A 22,272-nucleotide genomic window follows, 5' to 3' on the forward strand; every position below is an offset into this window, starting at 1 on the left:
CTTCGACTTCGACGGGCCCGGGTCGCTCCACAGAGCGACCCGGGCCCGCATCGTCACCGGACCGGACGGCGCTCAGCCGAGCAGTCCGCGGGCCCGGTCGTAGAGGTCCAACACCGCGCAGGCCACCGGCACCACGGAGACCACCAGCGTGGTGTCGGCCAGGTCGGCCAGCCGACCGACGTACGGGGAGACGGGCCGCCGGGCGTACGTGGCGCCGGCCGCGACGGCGAGCAGGGCGAGGGCGAACCCGCCGACGGCCAGGGTGAGCCGGCCGCCCGAACCGGCGTGACCGACGAGCACCGCACCGAGCACCGCGTACCCGGACAGGCCGGCGGTAACGGTGGGCACCCGGTGGCGTACCGCCACGAACAGCCGGGAGCGCAGCAGCAGCACCGCGCAACTGACCGCCGCCAGCAGCCGACCGGCCCATCCGCCGGCGGTGGCCAGCACCGCCGTGGCGGCGACCGCGAGCAGGGCGTGCCCGAGCAGCATCCCGGTGAGCATCTCCTCCGTCCGGGCCACCGCCGCGTGCACCCGGCCCCGGTCGGGCAGGTCGCGGACGCCGTCGGGGCCGCCGGCCGGGGTGGCGGCGGGCAGGGTGATCGGCGGCAGCGGCACCTTGCCGAGCCGGATGGCCAGCAGCGGCAGCCCGCCCAGCGCGAAGACCAGCACGCACAGCAGCACCGCCGCGGTGCCCGCCGCGGCGAGCACGAGCCCGCCGAGTGCGGCGAGGCCGCCGGCCGCCCCGGCGGTGGCACCGGCCACGAAGACCCGGGACCGGCTCGCCACCCCGAGCAGGCCCAGCACCGACGCCAGCAGCAGCGCCACCGAGCCGGTCAGCAGTTCGGGCGCACCCAGCCAGGAGATCGGCCGGAACGGGCCGACCGGGTCGCCGGAGCCGACCGCGAGCGCGCCGGCCGCAGCGGCGTACGGCAGGGCGTACCCCCCGAGGGTGGTGCCGGCCGGCCCGTTCCCGTACGCCCGGGAGGCGACGGTGGCGGCGAGCAGGAGGAGCAGGGCCACCGCAGTGGCGACCGGCCAGCCGGCCCGGTGCCCGGGACCGGCGGACAGCACGGCGAGCAGCCCCACGGCGAGCGGCACGCCCGCCCCGGCCAGGCTGGCCGCCCGGGTGGCCGTGGGCGACCAGGGGACACCCCGGCGCCGGGCCCCGTCGGCGATCGCCTCGATCACGTCGTCGTACTCCAGCTCGGGCCACTGGGCGCGGGCCGGGACGAGGTGCAGCACCTCACCGTCGCGTACGCCCTGGGGCAGCAGCGCCTGCGCGGTGGCCAGCACCGCGCCGTCGGTGCGGCGCAGCACCCAGCCCCCGTGCCGCTCGCCATCGTCGGCCAGGCCCTCCCCGGCGTGCCGAAGCACCTCGGGCAGCAGCTCGGCCAGGGGAACCTGCTCCGGCAGGGCCACGTCCACCCGCCGCTGCGGGGCGCTGATCGTGACCCGGGCCAGCCCGGTCGTCATCGGTGTTTCTCCATATCGAGCGGGAACGGTGGCTGACGGATGACCGGACTTTACCTACCATGAGCCAGGCTCGGGTTACCGAGAGCCATCTCGGGGAGGGCTCTTTGTCCACTGTCGTCATCAAACGGCCGCCGCGCCGGCCGGCTCCGGAGATCCCGGCCGGCGAGCTGCCCGTCGAGGCGCCGCCGGAGATCCCCGTCGGCGTCGGCGGGCGCTGGCAGCAGGCGTTGATGGTGCTGCCGATGCTCGGCGGCACGGTGGCAATGGCGATGATGTTCGGTCGCGGCGGCGGCGCCTACTCGTACGTGGTGGGCGGCATGTTCGGGCTCTCCTCGCTGGCGATGCTGGTGACCTCCTGGGGCAGCGCCGGCCCCAAGAAGGCGGACATGATGGCCGCCCGTCGGGAGTACCTGCGTCACCTCACCACCCTGCGACGCCGGGTCCGGGAGACCGTGACGGCACAGCGGGCCGGGCTCTACTACCGGCACCCCGATCCGGGGCGGCTCTGGTCAACGGTGGACAGCCACCGGGTGTGGGAGCGCCGGCCGGTCGACCCGGACTTCGCCGTGGTCCGGGTGGGGCTCGGGCCGCAGACGCTGGCCACCCCGCTGGTGCCGCCGGTCACCCGGCCGCTGGAGGAGTTGGAGCCGATGACGGCGGGGGCGCTGCGGCGCTTCCTCGACGCGTACTCGGTGGTGCCGGACCTGCCGGTGGCGCTCTCGCTACGCAGCTTCGCCCGGGTCTTCCTGCGCGGCCCCGGCGAGGCACGCGGCACCGGCAGAGCGCGCGGCACCGGTTCGCCGGCCGCACAGGCACTGGCCCGGGCCGTGCTCACCCAGCTCGCCGTCTTCCATGCCCCCGACGAGCTGCTGATCGCGGTCTGCGCCGGGCCGGAACGGCGGGTGCACTGGGAGTGGATCAAGTGGTTGCCGCACGCCCACCATCCGAGCCGCACCGACGCGCTCGGTCCGGTCCGGCTGGTCACCAGCTCCGCCGTCGAGCTGGAACGGCTCCTCGACGAGGTGCTGACCAGCCGGTCCCGGTTCAGCCCGGCCGGCCCGGCCACCGACGGCCCGCACGTGGTGGTGGTGCTCGACGGAGGCGACCTGACCGGAGCCACCGGCCTGGCCGGCGACGGCGGCATCGACGCGGTCACCGTGCTCGACCTGGACACCCCGCCGCCCCGCCTGCTCGACCGCTACGCCCTCCTGCTCGACCTGGCCGACGGCCGGCTGCGGTCGCACTCCGCCGAGGGTTCCGCCGAGGTGGGCACCGCCGACGGGCTGGATCTCGCCGACGCCGAGGCGGTCGCCCGCCGGCTCGCCCCGCTGCGGCTCGCCGGCACGGTACGCGGACCGGACGCCCCGCCCGGCGCCGAGCCGGGCCTGCCCGAGCTGCTCGGCATCGGCGACCCGGAGAGCTTCACCGCGGAGCAGGGCTGGGCGCCCCGGGCCGCCCGGGACCGGCTGCGGGTGCCGATCGGGGTGGGCGCCGACGGCGGCGCGATCGAGCTGGACCTCAAGGAGTCGGCGCAGGACGGCATGGGCCCGCACGGTCTGCTCATCGGCGCGACCGGCTCCGGCAAGTCGGAGCTGCTGCGCACCCTGGTGCTGGGGCTGGCCGCCACGCACAGCTCGGAGCAGCTCAACTTCGTCCTGGTCGACTTCAAGGGCGGTGCCACCTTCGCGTCGTTCGAACGGCTGCCGCACACCGCCGCGGTGATCACCAACCTGGCCGACGCGCTGCCCCTGGTCGACCGGATGGTCGACGCGATCAACGGCGAACTGATGCGCCGGCAGGAGCTGCTGCGCCGGGCCGGCAACTTCGCCAGCCTGCGCGACTACGAGCGGGCCCGGGCCGCCGGCACCCCGCTCGCCCCGCTGCCGTCGCTGCTGCTGATCTGCGACGAATTCTCCGAGCTGCTCTCCGCCAAGCCGGACTTCATCGACCTGTTCGTCCAGATCGGCCGGTTGGGTCGGTCGCTCGGCGTGCACCTGCTGCTGGCGAGCCAGCGGCTGGAAGAGGGACGTCTCCGAGGACTCGACACCCACCTGTCGTACCGGATCGGGTTGCGGACCTTCTCTGCGCTGGAGTCGCGGACGGTGCTCGGGGTGCCGGACGCGTACGAGCTGCCCCGCAATCCCGGCCACGGCTACCTGCGCGCGGGCACCGACCCGCTGGCCCGGTTCAAGGCCGCGTACGTCTCCGGGGCGGCACGCCGTCGCGGCGGCCCGGTGGGCGGCGCAGACGCGGGTCGGTCCCGGCTGCTGACCTTCACCACTCATTTCGTGCCGGTCCCCGAGCCGGCCGCCCCGGCCACGCCGCCCGCCGAGCAGGCCACCGAGAGTCTGCTCGACCTGCTCGTCGGGCGGCTCGCCGGGCAGGGGCCGCCGGCGCACCAGGTGTGGCTGCCGCCGCTGGACTCCGCTCCCACCCTCGACGAGCTGCTCGGCCCGGTCGGGGTCGACCCGGTACGCGGGCTCACCGTCGGCAACCCGGAGCTGCACGGCGCCCTGCAGGTGCCGGTGGCCGTGGTGGACAAGCCGTTCGAGCAGCGCCGGGACCTGCTGTGGCTGGCCCTGGACGGGGCGGCCGGTCACGTCGCGGTGGTGGGCACGACGGGCAGCGGTCGGTCCACCGCGTTGCGCACGCTGATCTGCGCGCTGGCGCTCACCCACACCCCGGCCGAGGCGCAGGTCTACTGCCTCGACTTCGGCGGCGGGACGCTCGCCGCGCTGCGCGACCTGCCGCACGTCGGCGGGGTGAGCGGGCGCGCCGACGACACCGCGGTACGCCGCACCGTCGGAGAGATCGCCACCCTGCTGGCCGAGCGGGAGCGGCGCTTCGCCCAGGCGGGCGTGGAGTCGATGGCGGCCTGGCGACGGCGACGGGCCGCGGCGCTGGCCGGCGGGGAGGCCGGCACCGACCCGTTCGGCGACGTGTTCCTGGTGATCGATGGCTGGAACAGCCTGCGCAGCGACTACGAGGACCTGGAACCGCTGGTCACCGAGCTGGCCACCCGGGGTCTGGCGTACGGGGTGCACGTGGTGGCGAGCGCGCTGCGCTGGTCGGACTTCCGACCGGCGATCCGGGACCTGTTCGGCTCCCGCCTCGAACTGCGCCTCGGCGACCCGGCCGACTCGGTGATCAAGCGGGCGGCCGCGGCGACCGTGCCGGAGAAGCGGCCCGGACGCGGAATCACCGCCGGCAAGCTGCATTTCCTCACCGCCCAGCCCCGGGTCACCGGCCTGGGCGGCCAGACCGCGGACCTGGTCAAGGCGGCCGTCGAGGCGTGGGCCGGGCCGGCGGCGCCCCGGGTGCGGCTGCTTCCGCCGGTGCTGCCGTACGCCGCGCTGGACCAGAGCGCCACCAGCGGGCTGGCCTTCCCGATCGGGGTGGCCGAGGCGGATCTACGCCCGGTGGTGCTGGACTTCGCCACCGAGCCGAACTTCGTGGTCTTCGGCGACGCCGAGTGCGGCAAGTCGTCGTTCCTGCGTGCGCTGGCCACCTCGATCGTCGGCCGGTTTACTCCCGAGCAGGCCCGGGTGATGCTGGTGGACTACCGACGCAGCTTGATGGGGACGATCGAGACGTCGCACCTGATCGGGTACGGCACCGCGGCGCCGCACACGATGGAGCTGATCGAGTCGGCGGCCGGCTATCTGCAGGGGCGGATCCCGGGACCGGAGGTCACCCCGGCCGAGCTGCGCAGTCGGTCGTGGTGGACCGGCCCGGAGCTGTTCGTGCTGGTCGACGACTACGACCTGGTGGCCGGAGGGCCGACGAACCCGCTGCGCGCGCTGGAGGAGCACCTCCCGCACGCCCGGGACGTCGGCCTGCACCTGGTGTTGGCCCGCCGCACCGGCGGGGCCGGCCGGACCTCGTACGAGCCGATCATCCAGCGGCTGCGGGAACTTTCCACACCCGGCCTGGTGATGTCCGGCGGCCCGGAGGAGGGGCCGCTCGTCGGTCAGGTGAAGGCGGGTCCGCTGCCGCCCGGCCGGGGCCGGCTGGTCACCCGCCGGGAGGGCGTACGCCTGGTGCAGCTGGCCCACCTGCCACCCGGTTGACCGCTTCACCGACTTGCACCGTCACATACGGGAAAACCGGTAATCTCCGAGCAGCATGTTTCGGTCGCGATGAAATGGCTGGGGACTGTGACCAGGGATCGGCAGAGAGCTTCGGCGGTGGTCCGGCGATTCACCGGTCGCGCGCTGCTCGGCGTGGCGGCCGTCGTCGCCACCGTGGCCGGTCCGCTGGCCCCGCCCGCACACGCGACCCCGCGCACGTACACCGTCTCGGCTCGTCCGGCCGCCACGGCGCTGCCGTCCTGGCTGGCCCCGGTGGACACGGCCGTGCGGGTGGACCAGGTCCGCGACGAGCAGTGGCAGCTCGAAGTGCTGCGGGCGAAGACGGCGTGGCGTACGTCGACCGGGCGTGGCGTGGTGGTCGCGGTGATCGATTCCGGGGTGGACGGTTCCCACCCGGATCTGGTCGGCCAGGTGCTGCCTGGCATCGATCTGGTCTCCCCCGACGGCGCCGACGGGCCGGACCCGGTGGGGCACGGCACCACGGTCGCCGGTCTGATCGCCGGGCGCGCCGACGACGACCGCGGGGTGGTGGGGCTGGCACCGGACGCCCGGATCCTTCCGGTCCGGGTGCTCGACGAAGAGAACCGCTACGACGACGCGTTGATCGTCGCCAAGGGAGTGCGCTGGGCGGTCGACAACGGCGCCCGCGTGATCAACCTGTCGCTCGGGGGCAGCGGAGACAGCCTGGCCCTGGCCGCAGCCCTCGACTACGCCTTCGCCCGGGATGTCGTGGTGGTCGCCTGCACCGGCAACCTGGCCACGTCGAGCAGTCCGAGGGTCTGGTACCCGGCCCGCGAGCCGGGCGTGGTCGCCGTCGCCGGCCTGGAACGCGACACTGACAACCTCTGGTCCGGTTCGATCACCGGTGCCGAGACGGTGCTCACCGCGCCGGCCACCGCGCTGTACGGGGCACGCCCACCCGCCGGATACTGGCGGGTGCAGGGGACCAGCTTCGCGGCTCCGCTGGTCGCCGCGACCGCCGCTCTCATCCGGGCCCGTTACCCGCAGATGTCCGCCGGAGATGTCATCAACCGGATGATCAGCACCGCCCGGCACCTCGGGCCCGCCGGCCGGAACGACCGGTTCGGCTACGGCATGGTGGATCCGGTGGCCGCGCTGACCACAGACGTGCCACCGATGGGACGCAACCCGCTCGACGACGGCGACTCCCCGGGTGTGGTGGGCTTCGGTCCGGCGCCCGGCGCGGGCCGGGAGGCCTCGGCCGCCGGCGGGCCGGGCATCGACCCGTTCACCCCTGCCACTTCGAGGCAGCCGGGCCGGTGGTCGGCCCGGCCGGCTGGCCAGGTCACCGAGCCGGTGCCGGAGCGGCTCTGGGCCGGCCTCGCGCTGTTCGTCACCCTGGTCACCGGCGCCGCGTTGCTGGTCCGCCGATTCCGGCAGGCCCGCCGCTGACCCTGACCCGGCACCGGGCTGATCGGGCGCTGGGCCTTCACCGCCGACCCGCTCAGGTGCAGTCGCCGGTGCCGACCGCCCGGGTACGCTCCGCGCCGGAAAGTGCCACCGGCCGGGCCTCGGCGGCGGTCACCGCGAAACCGGTGTTCGGGTCGTCGGCCGCTGCCGCGAAGATCACCCCGAGCACGAGCCCGTTCGAGGAGACCAGCGGGCCGCCCGAGTTGCCGCTGCGGACCAAGGCCCGGATCGTGTAGATCTCCCGGGTCACGTCGCCCGAGGCGTAGATGTCCGGCCCGGTGATCCGATCGACGTCCCGGATCCGAGCCGGACGGGCGTCGTACGGGCCGTCGAGGGGGTAGCCCAGCACGATGGCGTCCGCCCCGGTGCCGGCCTGGCCGGCGGCGAAGCGCAGGGACGGCCCGGGCAGCCCGGGCACGTGCAGCACGGCCAGGTCCCGCTGCGGGTCGTAGACGACCACCTCGCCGTCGTACCGCTGGCCGCGCAGCTCCACCGCCACCGAACGGGTGCCCGCCACCACGTGCGCGTTGGTCATCACCCGGTCGTCGGCGTACACGAAGCCGGAGCCCTCGATGCGGCGGGAGCAGCTCGGCGCGGAGCCCAGCACCTTCACCACCGACCGCTGGCTGTTCGCCACCACCTGCGAGCCGGCCAACGCCGGGTCGGGCGGGGACACCTGGCGGGCGCGGGTCGGCGAGAGTTTGCCGAAGACGTCCGGGAAGCCGTTGGTGTCGACCGTGTCGCGCAGCGCGGTGGAAAGCTGCTGCGCCTTGTCCGGCAGGATCCGGTCGATCACGGTGAGCAGGGCGCTGTTACGCACCGAGGAGGCCACCCAGGGCACCGACGACGAGCCGAGCGGCACCGCGACCAGCCAGACCACCAGCATGACCGCAAGGACCGAGACGAGCGCGCCGCCGATGTCGTCCAGCCGCTTGACCAGGTCGTTGGTGATGGTCTGGCGCAGGTGCGAGCCGATCCAGCCGGCCAGTGCCTGCCCCAGCACGGCAATCCCGAAGATCGCCACCAGGGAGATCAACACTCGGGTCCCGCTGTCGGTGAACTGCCGGGCCACCAGCGGGCCGACCTGGAGGCCAACCAGGACGCCCAGGAAGAACCCGGAGAGCGACAGCGCCCCGATGGCGAAGCCCTGGCGGTACCCGCTGATCGCGAACACGAGCATGAGCAGGATCAGTACGAGATCCACGACGGACACCCGTCAAGGGTACGGGCCCGGGGCGCGGCGCGGCCCACCGCTCACGGAACGTGACCGTCAGATCAACGGACGGCGCTCTCGTCGACCACGTCGGTGCCGGCCGAGGGTGCCGGGGCGGCCTCGGTCGGCGGCAGGTCCACCACCGGGGAGCGCGGCCACGGGCGGGCCCAGCCCCCCATCTCGAGCAGAGTGTTGAGCACCCCGGCGGTGAAACCCCAGACCAGCATGCCGCGTACCGAGAAGGCCGGGCCGATCCAGCCGCTCGGGTGGCGTACCCGCATCCGGTTCTCCGGGTCGACCAGCTCGCTGACGGGCAGCCGGTCGACGTGCGCCACCTCGGCCGGTTCGCGGGGATGCACCGGATGTGGGGCGTGCCACCAGGCGAGCACCGGGGTGACCACGAAGTCACTGACCGGAATCCACAGCTTGGGCAGCTCGGCGAGCACGGTGACGCTGGTCGGATCGAGCCCGACCTCCTCGTTCGCCTCTCGCAGCGCGGTGGCGCTGGCGTCGACGTCCTCCGGGTCGGCCGCGCCGCCGGGGAAGGCCGGCTGCCCGGCGTGGTTGCGCAGCGTGGCGGCGCGCTGCAGGACCAGCACGTCCGGGCCGGCCCCTGCCGCCTCGCCGAGCAGCACCAGCACGGCGCTTTCCCGGCCGCCGCGTTCCGGGGTGGTGAGTCGGGTGAAATCCTCGACGCGGGCGGTGCCGAGCCGCCCGAGCAGCGGGTCCAGCCAGGCTGGCGGCTGTCGGCTCACCGCAGGGGCTCCGTCCACCACCGCGCGGCCCGCCGGATCGGCTCGGCCCGGCTGCTCATGCCGGCACCTCCACGCCGAGGTGCTTCCGGACCAGCTCGGCGAGGCGGGCGTCGTCCAGCGCGCCGGTCGCGTCGGTGTGCCGGATCCGGCCGTCCGCGTCGACGAGCACGGTCAGCGGGAAGGCCTTGCGTTCGAGCGCCCGCTCGAACGCGTCCCCCTGGTCGACCAGCATGGGAAAACGGACGCCGAAGTCCTCGCCGATGGACTGCGCCGCGCTCCGGTCGTCCTGGCTGTTCACCCCGATCACCTGGAACCGGCCGGCGGCCCGCTCGCTGAGCCGCTGGAAGGCGGGCAGCTCCTTCCGGCAGGGCGGGCACCAGGACGCCCAGACGTTGATCACCGCAGGGCCCTTGATGTCGCGCAGCGCGACCGGAGCCCCGCCGGTGAAGCAGGCGAGGGTCAGCTCGGGCAGTCGATCTTTCGGGGTGCCCTCGGGTGCCGGGGCGGCCGAGGCCGGCGCGACGGTCAGCGTGGCGCAGTCGGCGAACGGCGAGGGGCGCTCGGCGCGGGTCCCCGGACCCGCCGGCTGCTCGGCGGTGGCGGCAGTGCAGCCGGCGAGCGCCAGCAGCGGAACGAGGAGGTACGCGAGCCGGCGGTTCACGGCACCTCCGCCACGACCGCCTGCTGCGGCACCAGGTCCGGGTCGATGCCGACCGCCGCCGCGAGGTCCCGCGCGCGCGGGCCCTTGAGCAGCTTGGCCGCCAGCGCCGGATCGGTCGGCCCGGTCCCGTACGACGGGCAGAGCTTCACCAACGTGCAGGCGCCGCAGGCGGGCTTGCGGGCGTGGCAGACCCGCCGCCCATGAAAAATGATCCGGTGCGACAGCATCGTCCAGTCGCGCTTCGGGAACAGCGCGCCGACGGCATGCTCGATCTTGACCGGATCGGTCTCGGAGGTCAGCTTCCACCGCTGGACCAGCCGCTGGAAGTGGGTGTCGACGGTGATGCCGGGGACCCCGAAGGCGTTGCCGAGGATCACGTTGGCGGTCTTGCGGCCGATGCCAGGCAGGGTGACCAGGTCGGTAAGCCGGCCCGGGACCTCGCCGTCGTACCGGTCGCAGAGCGCCCGGCCGAGGTTGATCAGCGAGCTGGTCTTGTTGCGGTAGAACCCGGTGGGCCGGATCAGCTCCTCCAGCTCGGCGCGGTCCGCCCCGGCGTAGTCGGCGGCGGTGCGGTAGCGGGCGAAGAGTTTCGGGGTGACCTCGTTGACCTTCTTGTCGGTGCACTGCGCCGACAGGATGGTGGCGACCGCCAACTCCAACGCGTTGGAGTGGTCGAGTTCACAGTGCGCGTCGGGGTGGGTCTCGGCCAGCGCCCGACCGATCCGCCGGGCGCGGCGCGTACGGCCGAGGTCGGTCTCGGGGGAACTCGTGGTCACGCCGGCCAGCCTACGTCGCACAGCCGTTCTTTCGGTGGGGCCCACACGCCGGGCCGGCCGCGCTAGGCGTCCGGCGCGGTGATCCGGCCGTCGGCGTCGAGCCGGGCGCCGGTCTTCGGGAAGTCGGCCTGGCTCAGCTCCCGGACCAGCCCGAGGCCGCGGTGCTGCCCGTCGATCGCCGGCCGCCCCACGCCGTCCATCGCCGTCGAGGTGAACTCGCCCTTGACGAAGCTGCCGTCCGCCGCGAGCGAGACCTTCAGCACACCACCCCAGCCGAGCCGGCCGGAGCTGTTCAGCGACTTCCCGCCGCCGGCGAAGTTGCCCAGGCTGTACGCGATCAGCCGCCCCTGGTAGAACTCCATGGCGCGCAGCACGTGCGGGCTGTGCCCGATCACCAGGTCGGCGCCCGCGTCGATCACCGCGTGCGAGAAGCGGATCGGGTCGCCCCGGTTCTCCCCGAGGAACATCTCGGTGCCCGGCTTGACCCGCGTCCGGTCGGCGCCCTCGGCCCCCATGTGCACCTGCACCACGACCAGGTCGGCCTGCTCGGCGGCCTGGGCGACCACCTTCTTGGCCGCCGCGATGTCGGTGAGGCTGTTCGACCACGCGTACGACGAGAAGCCGAGTACGGCGATCTTCACCCCCCGTACCTCGACCATGGTGATCTCGTCGCGCGCGCCGGTGTGCTTGAGCCCGTGCTCCTCCAGCGCGGCCTGGGTGTTCTGGTAGCCGCGCGGGCCGTAGTCGTTAGCGTGGTTGTTGGCCTGGTTGAGCAGGTGGAACCCGGCGTCGCGCAGGTGCGCGGCGTAGCCGGGGGGCGCCCGGAACTGGTAGCAGTCCGTCGAGTTGGCCCCGCACTTGCCGGTGCCGGTGTCCTCGGTGAGCGGCTCTTCCAGGTTGCCCATCACCAGGTCGGCCTTGAGCGCGGCCTGGACGTCGTCGAAGAAGCCGTTCCCCCCGTCGGCCGGTAGCCGGGACGGGGCGTTGCCCATGATCACGTCACCGGTCGCGGCGAACGAGACAGTCTCCGGTGAGCTGGACGGGGTGGTGCCGGTGGGGGCCGCTGAGGCCGTGGACCCGCCTGCCTCGCCCGGCTGCCATACCGGCCCGCTGCCGGCGGCATCGCCGCAGCCGGCCGCGACCAGGGCGAACAGCAGCATGCCGAGGGCGGCGACGAAACGACGACGGAGGCGGGCAGCGGAGGGGGCGCGAGTATACATCGTTCGCGACGATACCGTCCCCGAAACACCCTGGCGATGGCCGATCGGTCGACAATGCCGTACGGCCGAGCGGGCTCCCCGACTCAGCCCGCCCTGCGGTCGGACCACGGTACGACGGTGCCGGCGCCACCGGCCCGGACGGCCGCGTGCACGGCCCGGGCCAACGGGGCACCCCAGGTCGACCGGGGGCCGCCGTACGGGGCGGCGTCGCCATCGGCCGGGCAGAGCACGGTGACCGCGTCCGTGGGGGTGCCGGTGGCCGGCAGCCCCAGCTCCCAAATCGCCTGTGCCTTCGCCTCGGTGGCCGTGGCCACCGCGTTGACCAGGGCGGCCTCGCCGAGCCGGGCCGGGACGTACACCACGATGTTGACCGTGCCGACGCGCTGGGCCGGGGTGGCGGGCGTCGGCGCGGCGGCCCAGACCGGGGTGCCGAGCCCAACCGTCGCCCAGACCCGCACGCCGCTGTCGGCCCGGTCCACCACCTCGGTCACGTCCACCCCGGTCAGCAGCCCCACCCCGGGGCCGGCCAGGCCCAGGCCGTCGGCCAGCTCGGCCAGGTGGTCCGCCGGGTCGTCCCGGTCGTACGACATCGGCACGGTCGCGTTGATCACCCACCGGCGTACGCCGAGCCCGCCGCCGAGCGGGGCGGTGCCGACCGCCAGCAGCGGCGTCTCGGCCCGCCAGACCAGCAATGGGACGTCCCACCCCTGTTCGTGACGGGAGGTCAGGAAAGGCTCGCTCAGCACGTCACAGAGCCTACGATCCGAGGGGTGCACCTCTGATTTCTGCTCACGTGCGCCTAGACTGGCGGCGCGCGAGGGATCAGCGGACGGCGGACCCGGCCGACGGACGGCATGCGCAGGTGGAGGTGCGCGATGGACGAGGTACTGGCCCGCAGCGGGATCTTCCAGGGTGTCGACCCGGAGGCTGCCGAGGCGCTCGCCAAAGAGATGGAAACGCTCGAGGTTCGCAAGGGCGAAGTCGTCTTCAACGAGGGCGAGCCCGGCGACAGCCTCTACATCCTGCTGTCCGGCAAGATCAAGGTGGGTCGCCGCGCGGCGGACGGCCGACAGAACCTGATCGCCGTCATGGGCCCGTCGGACATGGTCGGCGAGCTGTCGCTCTTCGACCCCGGCCCGCGTACGGCGACGGCCACCGCAGTCACCGACACCCGGCTGGTGCGGCTGCGCAAGCAGGCCCTGCGGCCCTGGCTGAACAACCGGCCCGAGATCGCTGAGCAGCTGCTGCGGGTGCTCGCCCGCCGGCTCCGCCGGACCAACGACTCGCTGGCCGACCTGATCTTCACGGACGTGCCGGGACGGGTCGCCAAGAACCTGCTCCAGATGGCCGGCCGGTTCGGCACCCGCGACGGCGGCGTGCTGCGGGTGACCCACGACCTCACCCAGGAGGAGATCGCCCAGCTGGTCGGCGCCTCTCGGGAGACCGTCAACAAGGCCCTGGCCGACTTCGCCTCGCGCGGCTGGCTGCGGCTGGACGGCAAGAGCATCATCATCCTCGACCCGGAGCGCCTGGCCCGTCGCGCGCGGGTCTAACGCCCGAGTCGTCTGCCCGGCGCAGAATCGCTGGACCGCGCCACGTGGGGCGACCACGCTGGGGCGATGCTCGAACGTGTCGCGGTCCTGTCCGACATTCACGGCGTACTGCCGGCGCTGGAGGCCGTACTGGCCGAGCCGGACGTGGCCACCGCCGACCTGATCGTGCTCGTCGGTGACCTCGCCGCCGGCCCGCAGCCGGTCGAGGTGCTGGACCTGCTCACCACCCTCGGCGACCGGGCCCGCTGGGTGGGCGGCAACGCCGACCGTGAGCTGGTCGAGGCCCGGGCCGGCAAGACGTCGTCAATCGAGATCTCGAACTGGGCCGCCGCCCAACTCCGGGATGACCACGTGGCCCGGCTCGCCGCGCTGCCGCTGACCGTCACGCTGCCGGTCGCCGGCCTCGGTGAGGTGCTCTTCTGCCACGCCACGCCCCGGAACGACGAGGAGGTCGTGCTGGTCGACTCCCGGCTCGAGCGCTGGGCCGAGGTGTTCGCGGCCTTGCCAACCGAGGTCGGCACGGTGGTCTGCGGGCACACCCACATGCCGTTCACCCGGCTCGTCGACCGTCGACTGGTGGTCAACCCGGGCAGTGTCGGCATGCCGTACGGCGGGACGGGCGCGTGGTGGGCCCTGCTCGGGCCAGGCGTACAGCTGCGCCGGACCGGGTACGACGTCGACGCCGCCTGCGCCCGGGTGGTGGCCGGGTCGACCTTCCCGGATGCCGCCCCTTGGGCCGACGAGTACCTGCGCTCCCGCCACTCGGACGTGGACGCGCTCGTCGCCTTCGGCCCCCGTGACGGCCGCTGACCGGCGTCCGGCGGAGCGTAAGGCCGAGCATCGCTTTCGAGCTGAGTCGTTGGTGAGGTCACCGGACCTGCGGCCGGTCCGGCATCGCCCGTTGGGCAGTCCGGAGGCCCGACGGATTCGACGGCGCGGCGAGATCGTGAATCGCTTGTGACGTCAGCTCCAAAGGAGCTCGCGGACATCCGTCCGGCCCATCCAGGGCACCTCGGGCGCCTGCGGCACCGACCCGGTGGCGAGCACGGACCGGGAGCAAAAAAGACAGGCTTGACTGTTTGTTTCGGCGGCGGCAGGCTGACCCCGTGTCCGCCACATCGATCCGCGTCGCTCAGCAGGAGCGCAGTCGGGCCACCCAGGCCCGACTACTGGAGGCGACCGTCGAGTGCCTGGTCGAACACGGCTGGTCCGGCACCACGACGACCCTGGTGGCGGCCCGGGCCGGCGTCTCCCGGGGTGCCCAGCTGCACCACTACCCGACCAAGGCCGCCCTGGTCACCGCCGCCGTCGCCCACCTCACCGAGCGCCGGGCGCTGGAGCTGCGCACCGAGGCCGACGCTCTGCCGGCCGGCCCGCGGCGGCTGGACCGGGTGGTCGACCTGCTCGCCGCCGCCTTCACCGGGCCGCTCTTCGTCGCCGCCCTGGAGCTGTGGGTGGCCGCCCGCACCGACCCCGAGCTGCGCGACGCCCTGGTCCCCCTCGAAGCTCGGGTCGGCCGGGAGATGCACCGACTGACCGTCGAGCTGCTCGGCGTGGACGAACGCCAGCCCGGCGTACGGGAGGCGGTGCAAACCACCCTCGACCTGCTGCGCGGCCTCGGCGTGGCCAACCTGCTCAGCGACGACTCGGCCCGCCGTACCGCCCTGCTGCACGCCTGGAAGCGTCAGCTCGCCACCCTGCTCGCGCCCGACGGCGGGCCGGCCGGCGACGGCGAGCGGGCCGGCGACGGCGAGCGGGCCGGGGTGACGGCATGAGCGTCCTGCGGGTCGGCAACGCCTCCGGCTTCTACGGCGACCGGTTCAACGCCTGGCAGGAGATGCTCGACGGCGGCGAGCTGGACGTGCTGACCGGCGACTACCTGGCCGAGCTGACCATGCTGATCCTCGGCCGGGACCGGCTGCGCGACGGCTCCCTCGGCTACGCGAAGACCTTCCTCCGCCAGCTGGAGGGCTGCCTCGACACCGCGCTCGACCACGGGGTCAAGCTGGTGACCAACGCCGGCGGGCTCAACCCGGCCGGCCTGGCCGCCGCGATCACCGCGCTCGCCGCCCGGCTCGGCCTCGACGTCCGGATCGGGTACGTCGAGGGCGACGCGCTCGACCGGCCGGACGCGTTGACCGCCAACGCGTACCTGGGTGCGTTCGGGATCGCCGCCTGCCTCGACGCGGGGGCGGACGTCGTGGTGACCGGCCGAGTCACCGACGCCTCGTTGGCGGTCGGCCCGGCGATCGCCCGCTTCGGCTGGGGGCGGGACGACCTGGACGCCCTGGCCAGGGCCACCGTCGCCGGGCACCTGATCGAGTGCGGGGCGCAGGTCACCGGCGGCAACTACAGCTTCTTCACCGAGCTGCCCGACTGCGGCCATCGGCCCGGTTTTCCGATCGCGGAGCTCCATCCGGACGGCTCGGCGGTGCTCACCAAGCATTCCGGGACCGGGGGCGCGGTCACCGTCGAGACGGTCACCGCCCAACTGTTGTACGAGGTGGGTGGGCCGGCGTACCTCGGGCCGGACGTGGTGGCCCGGCTGGACACCGTGCGGCTGCGCCCGGACGGCCCGGACCGGGTCCACGTCAGCGGGGTCCGGGGCCTGCCCCCGCCGCCCACCCTCAAGGTGGGCGTCACCAACCTGGGCGGCTACCGCAACTCGATGACGTTCGTGCTCTGCGGGCTGGACATCCCGGCCAAGGCGGCGCTGGTCCGGGGGCAACTGGCAGAGGCGGTCGGCACGGAGGGGCTGGAGTTCACGCTGGCGCGTACCGATCATTCGGACGCCACCGACACCGAGGCGGCGAGCGCGCTGCTGCACGTACACCTGCGGGACGGTGACCGGGTGCGGGCCGGGCGGGCCTTCTCGGCGGCCGCGGTGGAACTGGCGCTGGCCTCCTACCCGGGCTGCACGCTGACCACCCTGCCCGGCGATGCGACGCCGTACGGGGTGTTCACCGCCGACACGGTGCCGCAGGACGCGGTCGCCCACGTCGCCGTGCTGCCCGACGGCATTCGCCTGCCGATCCCTCCCCCGCCCACCACATGTTTGCAGGGGGCCCCTGTACAACAGAATCCGTTAACAGGGGCCCCCTCCTTGCATCCGACGCGGCGGGGGCCGCTCGGGGAGCTGGTCGGGACGCGGTCGGGGGACAAGGGCGGGGACGCCAACCTCGGCGTCTGGGCCCGGACCGATGCGACCTGGGCGTGGTTGCGCGGCTGGCTCAGCGTCGAGCGGCTGGCCGAGCTGCTGCCGGAGACCGCCCCGCTGACCGTCGAACGGTACGAGCTGCCGAACCTGCGCGCGGTCAACTTCGTACTCCGGGGGCTGCTCGGCCAAGGGGTGGCCGCCTCCACCCGGTTCGACCCACAGGCCAAGGCGCTCGGTGAGCTGCTCCGCGCCCGAATCGTCGACCTGCCGGCGGACCTGCCCACCGGGCCGCCGAAGGGGACCGACCCGTGACCACGCTGGGCAGCGCGCTCGACGCCTCCTCGCCGGCCTACCGGGCCAACCGGGAGGCCCTGCTGGAGCGCCTCGCCGAGCTGAACGCCGCGCTCGACCAGGCGCGGGCCGGCGGCGGCGACAAGTACGTGACCCGGCATCACCGACGGGGCAAGTTGCTCCCCCGGGAGCGGATCGAACTGCTGCTCGACCCGGACAGCCCGTTTCTGGAGCTGTCGCCGGTGGCCGGGTACGGCACCGACTTCCCGGTCGGCGCCAGCGTGGTTACCGGCATCGGGGTGGTCGAGGGCGTGGAGTGCCTGGTCGTCGCCAACGACCCGACCGTACGCGGCGGCGCGGTCAACCCGTGGTCCCTCGCGAAGACCCGGCGGGCCGGCGAGATCGCGCTGGCCAATCGGCTGCCGATGGTCAACCTGGTCGAGTCGGCCGGTGCCGACCTGCCCACCCAGGCGGAGATCTTCATCCCGGGCGGCCGGGTGTTCCGCGACCTGACCCGGCTCTCCGCGGCGAAGATCCCCACGGTCAGCGTGGTGTTCGGCAACGCCACCGCCGGCGGCGCGTACGTGCCCGGGATGTCCGACTTCACCGTCATGATCCGGGACCGGTCCCAGGTGTACCTGGCCGGGCCACCCTTGGTGAAGATGGCAACCGGCGAGGTGACCGACGACGAGTCGCTGGGCGGGGCGGCCATGCACGCCACCCGGTCCGGGCTCGCCGACTTCCTCGCCGAGGACGAGCGGGACGGCATCCGGCTGGCCCGGCAGTGCGTACGCCGGCTCAACTGGCGCAAGCAGGGCCCACCGCCGCGCAACCCGGCGCCCCGGCCGCCCCGGTACGACCCGGAGGAGCTGCTCGGCGTCGCCAGCGCCGACCTCAAGGTGCCCTTCGACCCGCGCGAGGTGCTGGCCCGGGTGTTGGACGGCAGCGACTTCGACGAGTTCAAGCCGGCCTACGGCACCGCGCTGGTCACCGGCTGGGGCGAGCTGCACGGATGGCCGGTGGGCGTGCTCGCCAACGCCCGGGGCGTGCTGTTCAGCGAGGAGGCGCAGAAGACAACCCAGTTCATCCAGCTCGCCAACGCCGCCGACACCCCGCTGATCTTCCTGCAGAACACCACCGGCTACATGGTCGGCACCGAGTACGAGCAGCGCGGCATCATCAAGCACGGCGCCCTGATGATCAACGCGGTGTCGAACTCGACGGTGCCCCACCTGACGGTCAACCTGGGCGCCTCCTACGGCGCCGGCAACTACGGCATGTGCGGCCGGGCGTACGAGCCGAGGTTCCTGTTCACCTGGCCGAACGCGAAGTCGGCGGTGATGGGCCCGGCACAGCTCGCCGGGGTGCTCTCCATCGTGGCCCGGCAGGCCGCCGCCGCCCGGGGCCGCGACTACGACGAGGATTCCGACGCCGCGATGCGGGCGATGGTCGAGCAGCAGATCGAGTCCGAGTCCGGGGCGTTCTTCCTCTCCGGTCGGCTCTACGACGACGGGGTGATCGACCCTCGGGACACCCGTACGGTCCTCGGGCTCTGCCTGTCGGCCATCCACAGCGGACCGGTCCAGGGCGCCACCAATTTCGGCGTCTTCCGGATGTAGGAGCTTCCCGTGATCTCAAGCCTGCTGGTGGCCAACCGGGGCGAGATCGCCCGCCGGGTCTTCGCCACCTGCCGGGCGCTCGGCGTCGAGACGGTCGCCGTGCACTCCGACGCGGACGCCGACGCGCCCTTCGTCGCCGAGGCCGACCGGGCCGTACGCCTGCCGGGGAACACGCCGGCCGAGACGTACCTGCGGATCGACCTGATGCTGGACGCGGCCCGCCGGGCCGGCGTGGACGCCGTCCACCCGGGCTACGGCTTCCTCGCCGAGCACGCCGGGTTCGCCGCGGCGGTGGTCGACGCGGGGCTGACCTGGGTCGGCCCGCCCGCCAAGGCGATCGCCGCGATGGGCGACAAGCTGGCGGCGAAGGCGCTGCTCGCCGACGTGGGCGTGCCGATGCTGCCGACCTGGACCGAAGCCGCCCAGGTGACCGACTTCCCGGTGCTGGTCAAGGCGGCCTCGGGCGGCGGAGGGCGGGGCATGCGGGTGGTCCGCGACGCCGCCGGGCTCGCCGGCGCCGTGGCCGCCGCTCGGCGTGAGGCGGTGGCAGCGTTCGGCGACGGCACGGTCTTCCTCGAGCCGTACGTCGAGCGCGGCCGGCATGTCGAGGTGCAGATCTTCGGCGACACCCACGGCACGATCGTGGCCCTGGGGGTACGCGAGTGCTCGATCCAGCGCCGGCACCAGAAAATCGTCGAGGAGGCGCCCGGAGTCGTCCCGCCGCAGGTGCGGCAGCGCCTGCACGAAGCGGCGGTGGCCGCCGGCCGGGCGGTCGACTACGTCGGCGCGGGCACGGTCGAGTTCCTGCTCGCGCCCGACGGGGCGATCTACTTCCTGGAGCTGAACACCCGCCTCCAGGTGGAGCACCCGGTCACCGAGGCGGTCACCGGGCTGGACCTGGTCCGGCTGCAACTGCTGGTCGCCGAGGGCGAGCCGCTGCCGCTGGCGGCGGCCCCGCCGACCGACGGCCACGCGATCGAGGTACGCCTCTGCGCCGAGGACCCGGCCCAGGGCTTCCGGCCGGCGACGGGGGTCCTGCACCGGTTCACGATCCCCGGCGTGGCCGGGAAGTTCGGCCCGCCGCGCGGGCTCCGGCTCGACTCCGGCGTGGTGGACGGCTCGACGGTGAGCGTGCACTACGACTCGATGCTGGCCAAGCTGATCGCCTGGGCACCCACCCGCGTCGAGGCGGCCCGGGCCCTCGCGGGCGCGCTGGCCCGGGCCGAGCTGCACGGCGTCGCCACCAACCGGGACCTGCTGGTCCGGGTGCTGCGCAGCCCGGAGTTCGGTGCCGCCGAGATCGACACCGGCTTCCTCGACCGGCACCCGGAGGTCTTCGCCCCGCTGCTCCCCGGCGACCAGCTTCCGCTCGCCGCGCTGGCCGCCGCGCTCGCCTCGGCCGCCGAGCGGCGTGCCTCCGCGCCGGTGCTTTCCAGGCTGCCGTCGGGTTGGCGAAACGTGCCAGCCTTCCCGCAGGTCACGCGCTTCACCGGTCCGGACGGCGAGATCGAGGTCCGCTACCGGCTGGACCGGACCGGCGCGCTCGCTGAGTGGTCGACCACGTCGGCCGGCGAGCTCGCACCGGCCGTGGCCCTGGTCCAGGCCGCGCCGGAGCGGGTGGTGCTGGACGTCGACGGCGTCCAGCGCGGGTTCCGCGTACACCGGGTGGGGTCGGAGGTCTTCGTGGACGGCCCGGACGGGGCGGCGAGCCTCATCGAGCTGCCGCGTTTCCCTCCGCCCATGCCCACGCTGGCCGCCGGGTCGCTGCTCGCGCCGCTGCCCGGCGCGGTCACCCGGGTGCACGTCGAGGTCGGTCAGCGGGTCGCCGCCGGTGACCTGCTGCTGACCGTGGAGGCGATGAAGCTGGAACACCCCGTGCTCGCCCCGGCCGACGGCGTGGTCGCCGAGCTGCCGGTGCCGCCCGGCGGCCAGGTCGACACCGGGGCCGTGCTGGCCGTGGTCGAGCCCGTTACGGAGGCCCTCTGATGAACTTCGACCTCACCCCCGAGCAGGAGCAGCTCCGCGACGCCGTCCGCACGCTGGGCCGCCGGTACGGCCACGACTACTACGTGGCGAAGGCAAAGGCCGGCGAACACACCACCGAGCTGTGGCAGGAGGCCGGCCGGCTCGGTTACCTCGGCGTCAACATCCCCACCGAGTACGGCGGCGGGGGCGCGGGCATCACCGAACTGGCCATCGTCTGCGAGGAACTGGCCGCGGCCGGCTGCCCGCTGCTGCTGCTCGTGGTCTCCCCCGCCATCGCCGCCACCGTGATCAACAAGCACGGCACCGAGGCGCAGCGCAAGCGCCACCTGCCCGGCCTCGCCGACGGCTCGCAGAAGATCGTTTTCGCGATCACCGAGCCGGAGGCCGGCTCCAACTTCCACCGGCTCGGCACGGTGGCCCGCCGGGACGGCGACGGCTGGCTGCTGTCCGGCCGCAAGTGCTACATCTCCGGGGTCGACGAGGCCGGGCACGTGTTGGTGGTCGCCCGCACCGAGGACGCGACGACCGGCCGGTTGAAGCCCGCCCTCTTCCTCGTACCCACTGATGCGCCCGGGTTGACCCGCGCCAAGCTGGACATGGAGATCGTCTCCCCGGAGAACCAGTTCCTGCTCTACCTGGACGACGTCCGACTGCCCGCCGACACACTGGTTGGCGAATCCCTGGACGCCGGGCTGCCGGCACTCTTCGCCGGGCTCAACCCGGAGCGGATCACGGTCGCCGCGATGGGCGCCGGCACCGGCCGGTACGCGATCGAGCGGGCCAGCGGCTACACCGCCACCCGGAAGGTGTGGGGCGGCCGAAGCATCGGCACTCACCAGGGCGTCGCGCACCCGCTCGCACACGCCGCCGTGCAGGTCGAACTGGCCCGGCTGATGGTCTACAAGGCGGCCACCCTCTACGACGCCGGTCGGGACCTGGAGGCCGGCGTCGCCGGCAACATGGCCAAATACTCGGCCGCCGAGGCCGCCGCCCTCGCCGTGGACACCGCCGTCCAGGCGCTCGGCGGGGCCGGCATGACCACCGAGTACGGCGTGGCCACCCTGCTCGGCGGAGTCCGCGCCGGCCGCATCGCCCCGGTCAGCCGAGAAATGATCCTCAACTTCATCGCCCAGCATGTACTGGGTCAGGACAAGTCCTACTGAGCCGACTCGGGCCGGCCAGAAGTCTCGCCTCGGCCAACCATCCAGGACGCCTGCTGCCTGTGAACTTCACTGCTGCGCACTGCCCGCGGTTGCTGGCCGGATCCGGCGGAGGCGGAATAACCGGCGTTTCGGTCCAAGCTTTGGTCATGCGCGGGCATGCCGTAGGCGCGATTGGCGATCTTCGAAGGAACTATTTGGTCGTGCAATTATCAGCGAAGGGAATGCGGAAGTGCGAACGGCCTGGACGGCCATGAATCGCCCAGAGCTGACTGGACGTATGGCGGGGGTTAAGGTGGTCGATTTTGGTGCGGCACGCAGGCCTGCGAGCCGCAGACCCTAGCACTGGTCCGCCCAAGCTGGGGCAGGTTTGCCCGAGTTGGTCCCGTAAGGCCGGTGAAGGGGTAGGTTACCCCTTGAGCGCGATCACCACACGCATGGCAGCCAGGCACACCTACTGTCGGATTCCTGACACTACCTCTGGTGTCCTGTTGGTAACTTCAGGCAACTCCTGGCCGATGAAGTTACCGAAGGTGGACCCGAGTGCCCGGTAAAAAAGGCAGCTTAGCCGAGGTCCAGGAACTACGGGATGATGTGGAGCTCACTCAGTACGGAGAAGATGGCGAGGGTTTCCGTAACCATCTGCGGGTAAACATTGGCGAGACAGAGATGTCTTTGATCATCGGTCGACAGTCCAAGATGGCAGTCGCGCTCCTAGTCACCAAGGCCGCACCGCCTTGGGCTACGGCTCGCTACACGACTGCGGGCGCGCTGCGTCAGGCCGGCTTCGAGGTCGCGCACTCGCCCACCCGAGGCAATCCCCTGCACGTCTCGGTCTTCCCACCGTCTGGGCCACATGGGCCTGCCGAGTGGGATGACGGGA

General features: G+C 73.3%; 16 protein-coding genes. 9 read left to right on the forward strand and 7 right to left on the reverse strand.

Annotation, left to right across the window (positions count from 1 at the left end; all coding sequences use genetic code 11):
* Nucleotides 1-72 precede the first annotated feature (72 nt).
* Nucleotides 73-1,476 (reverse strand): type VII secretion integral membrane protein EccD, encoded by a 1,404-nt coding sequence (eccD, locus tag ABZ671_RS05665; protein ID WP_357851785.1) that lies wholly within the window; start codon nt 1,474-1,476, stop codon nt 73-75.
* A gap of 104 nt (nt 1,477-1,580) precedes the next feature.
* Here eccD and eccCa point away from each other — a divergent pair, with 104 nt between their 5' ends.
* Nucleotides 1,581-5,546: a type VII secretion protein EccCa gene (eccCa, locus tag ABZ671_RS05670; RefSeq protein ID WP_357851788.1), complete on the forward strand. Its 3,966-nt coding sequence runs from the start codon at nt 1,581-1,583 to the stop codon at nt 5,544-5,546.
* A 69-nt stretch (nt 5,547-5,615) separates the two neighbouring features.
* Nucleotides 5,616-6,980 carry a type VII secretion-associated serine protease mycosin gene (gene mycP, locus ABZ671_RS05675; protein WP_357851791.1) on the forward strand — a complete coding sequence of 455 codons (1,365 nt, stop codon included), beginning with the start codon at nt 5,616-5,618 and terminating at the stop codon, nt 6,978-6,980.
* 52 nt (nt 6,981-7,032) lie between these two features.
* Here mycP and ABZ671_RS05680 read toward each other — a convergent pair whose 3' ends face one another.
* From ABZ671_RS05680 to ABZ671_RS05705, 6 genes are all read right to left on the reverse strand, one after another.
* The gene (locus ABZ671_RS05680) at nt 7,033-8,211 is read right to left on the reverse strand and encodes a MarP family serine protease (protein ID WP_357851794.1); all 1,179 of its coding nucleotides are present in this window, start codon (nt 8,209-8,211) and stop codon (nt 7,033-7,035) included.
* Nucleotides 8,212-8,273: 62 nt separating this feature from the next.
* Nucleotides 8,274-8,966, reverse strand: coding sequence for a CoA pyrophosphatase (locus tag ABZ671_RS05685; RefSeq protein WP_357851797.1), 693 nt, complete (start codon nt 8,964-8,966; stop codon nt 8,274-8,276).
* A gap of 55 nt (nt 8,967-9,021) precedes the next feature.
* Nucleotides 9,022-9,627 (reverse strand): TlpA disulfide reductase family protein, encoded by a 606-nt coding sequence (locus ABZ671_RS05690; protein WP_357851800.1) that lies wholly within the window; start codon nt 9,625-9,627, stop codon nt 9,022-9,024.
* Nucleotides 9,624-10,403, reverse strand: a complete 780-nt coding sequence (gene nth, locus ABZ671_RS05695; RefSeq protein ID WP_357851803.1) for an endonuclease III — start codon at nt 10,401-10,403, stop codon at nt 9,624-9,626. The genes ABZ671_RS05690 and nth overlap by 4 nt, the downstream gene beginning before the upstream one ends.
* Before the next feature lie 62 nt (nt 10,404-10,465).
* Nucleotides 10,466-11,623, reverse strand: coding sequence for a CapA family protein (locus ABZ671_RS05700; protein WP_357851806.1), 1,158 nt, complete (start codon nt 11,621-11,623; stop codon nt 10,466-10,468).
* A gap of 83 nt (nt 11,624-11,706) precedes the next feature.
* A complete protein-coding gene (locus ABZ671_RS05705; RefSeq protein WP_357851808.1) occupies nt 11,707-12,369 on the reverse strand; it encodes an adenosylcobinamide amidohydrolase in 663 nt (220 codons plus the stop codon).
* Nucleotides 12,370-12,498: 129 nt separating this feature from the next.
* Here ABZ671_RS05705 and ABZ671_RS05710 point away from each other — a divergent pair, with 129 nt between their 5' ends.
* The 7 genes from ABZ671_RS05710 (at nt 12,499) to ABZ671_RS05740 (ending at nt 21,392) form a co-directional block, all read left to right on the forward strand.
* Nucleotides 12,499-13,176, forward strand: coding sequence for a Crp/Fnr family transcriptional regulator (locus ABZ671_RS05710; RefSeq protein WP_088981720.1), 678 nt, complete (start codon nt 12,499-12,501; stop codon nt 13,174-13,176).
* 66 nt (nt 13,177-13,242) lie between these two features.
* Nucleotides 13,243-13,986, forward strand: coding sequence for a metallophosphoesterase family protein (locus ABZ671_RS05715; protein WP_357851812.1), 744 nt, complete (start codon nt 13,243-13,245; stop codon nt 13,984-13,986).
* Between the two features lie 296 nt (nt 13,987-14,282).
* Nucleotides 14,283-14,951: a TetR/AcrR family transcriptional regulator gene (locus ABZ671_RS05720; RefSeq protein ID WP_357851815.1), complete on the forward strand. Its 669-nt coding sequence runs from the start codon at nt 14,283-14,285 to the stop codon at nt 14,949-14,951.
* On the forward strand, nt 14,948-16,645 hold the full coding sequence (locus ABZ671_RS05725; RefSeq protein WP_357851818.1) for an acyclic terpene utilization AtuA family protein: 1,698 nt from the start codon (nt 14,948-14,950) through the stop codon (nt 16,643-16,645). The genes ABZ671_RS05720 and ABZ671_RS05725 overlap by 4 nt, the downstream gene beginning before the upstream one ends.
* Nucleotides 16,642-18,243 (forward strand): carboxyl transferase domain-containing protein, encoded by a 1,602-nt coding sequence (locus ABZ671_RS05730; protein ID WP_357851821.1) that lies wholly within the window; start codon nt 16,642-16,644, stop codon nt 18,241-18,243. Before ABZ671_RS05725 ends, ABZ671_RS05730 begins: the two co-directional genes overlap by 4 nt.
* Before the next feature lie 9 nt (nt 18,244-18,252).
* A complete protein-coding gene (locus tag ABZ671_RS05735) occupies nt 18,253-20,229 on the forward strand; it encodes a biotin carboxylase N-terminal domain-containing protein (protein ID WP_357851824.1) in 1,977 nt (658 codons plus the stop codon).
* Entirely contained in the window at nt 20,229-21,392 is a 1,164-nt protein-coding gene (locus tag ABZ671_RS05740) for an acyl-CoA dehydrogenase family protein (RefSeq protein ID WP_357851827.1), read from the forward strand. The genes ABZ671_RS05735 and ABZ671_RS05740 overlap by 1 nt, the downstream gene beginning before the upstream one ends.
* The last annotated feature ends 880 nt before the right edge of the window (nt 21,393-22,272 follow it).

Origin of the sequence: Micromonospora sp. NPDC006766 (genome assembly GCF_040636055.1) — a bacterium.
Lineage (GTDB): Bacteria > Actinomycetota > Actinomycetes > Mycobacteriales > Micromonosporaceae > Micromonospora.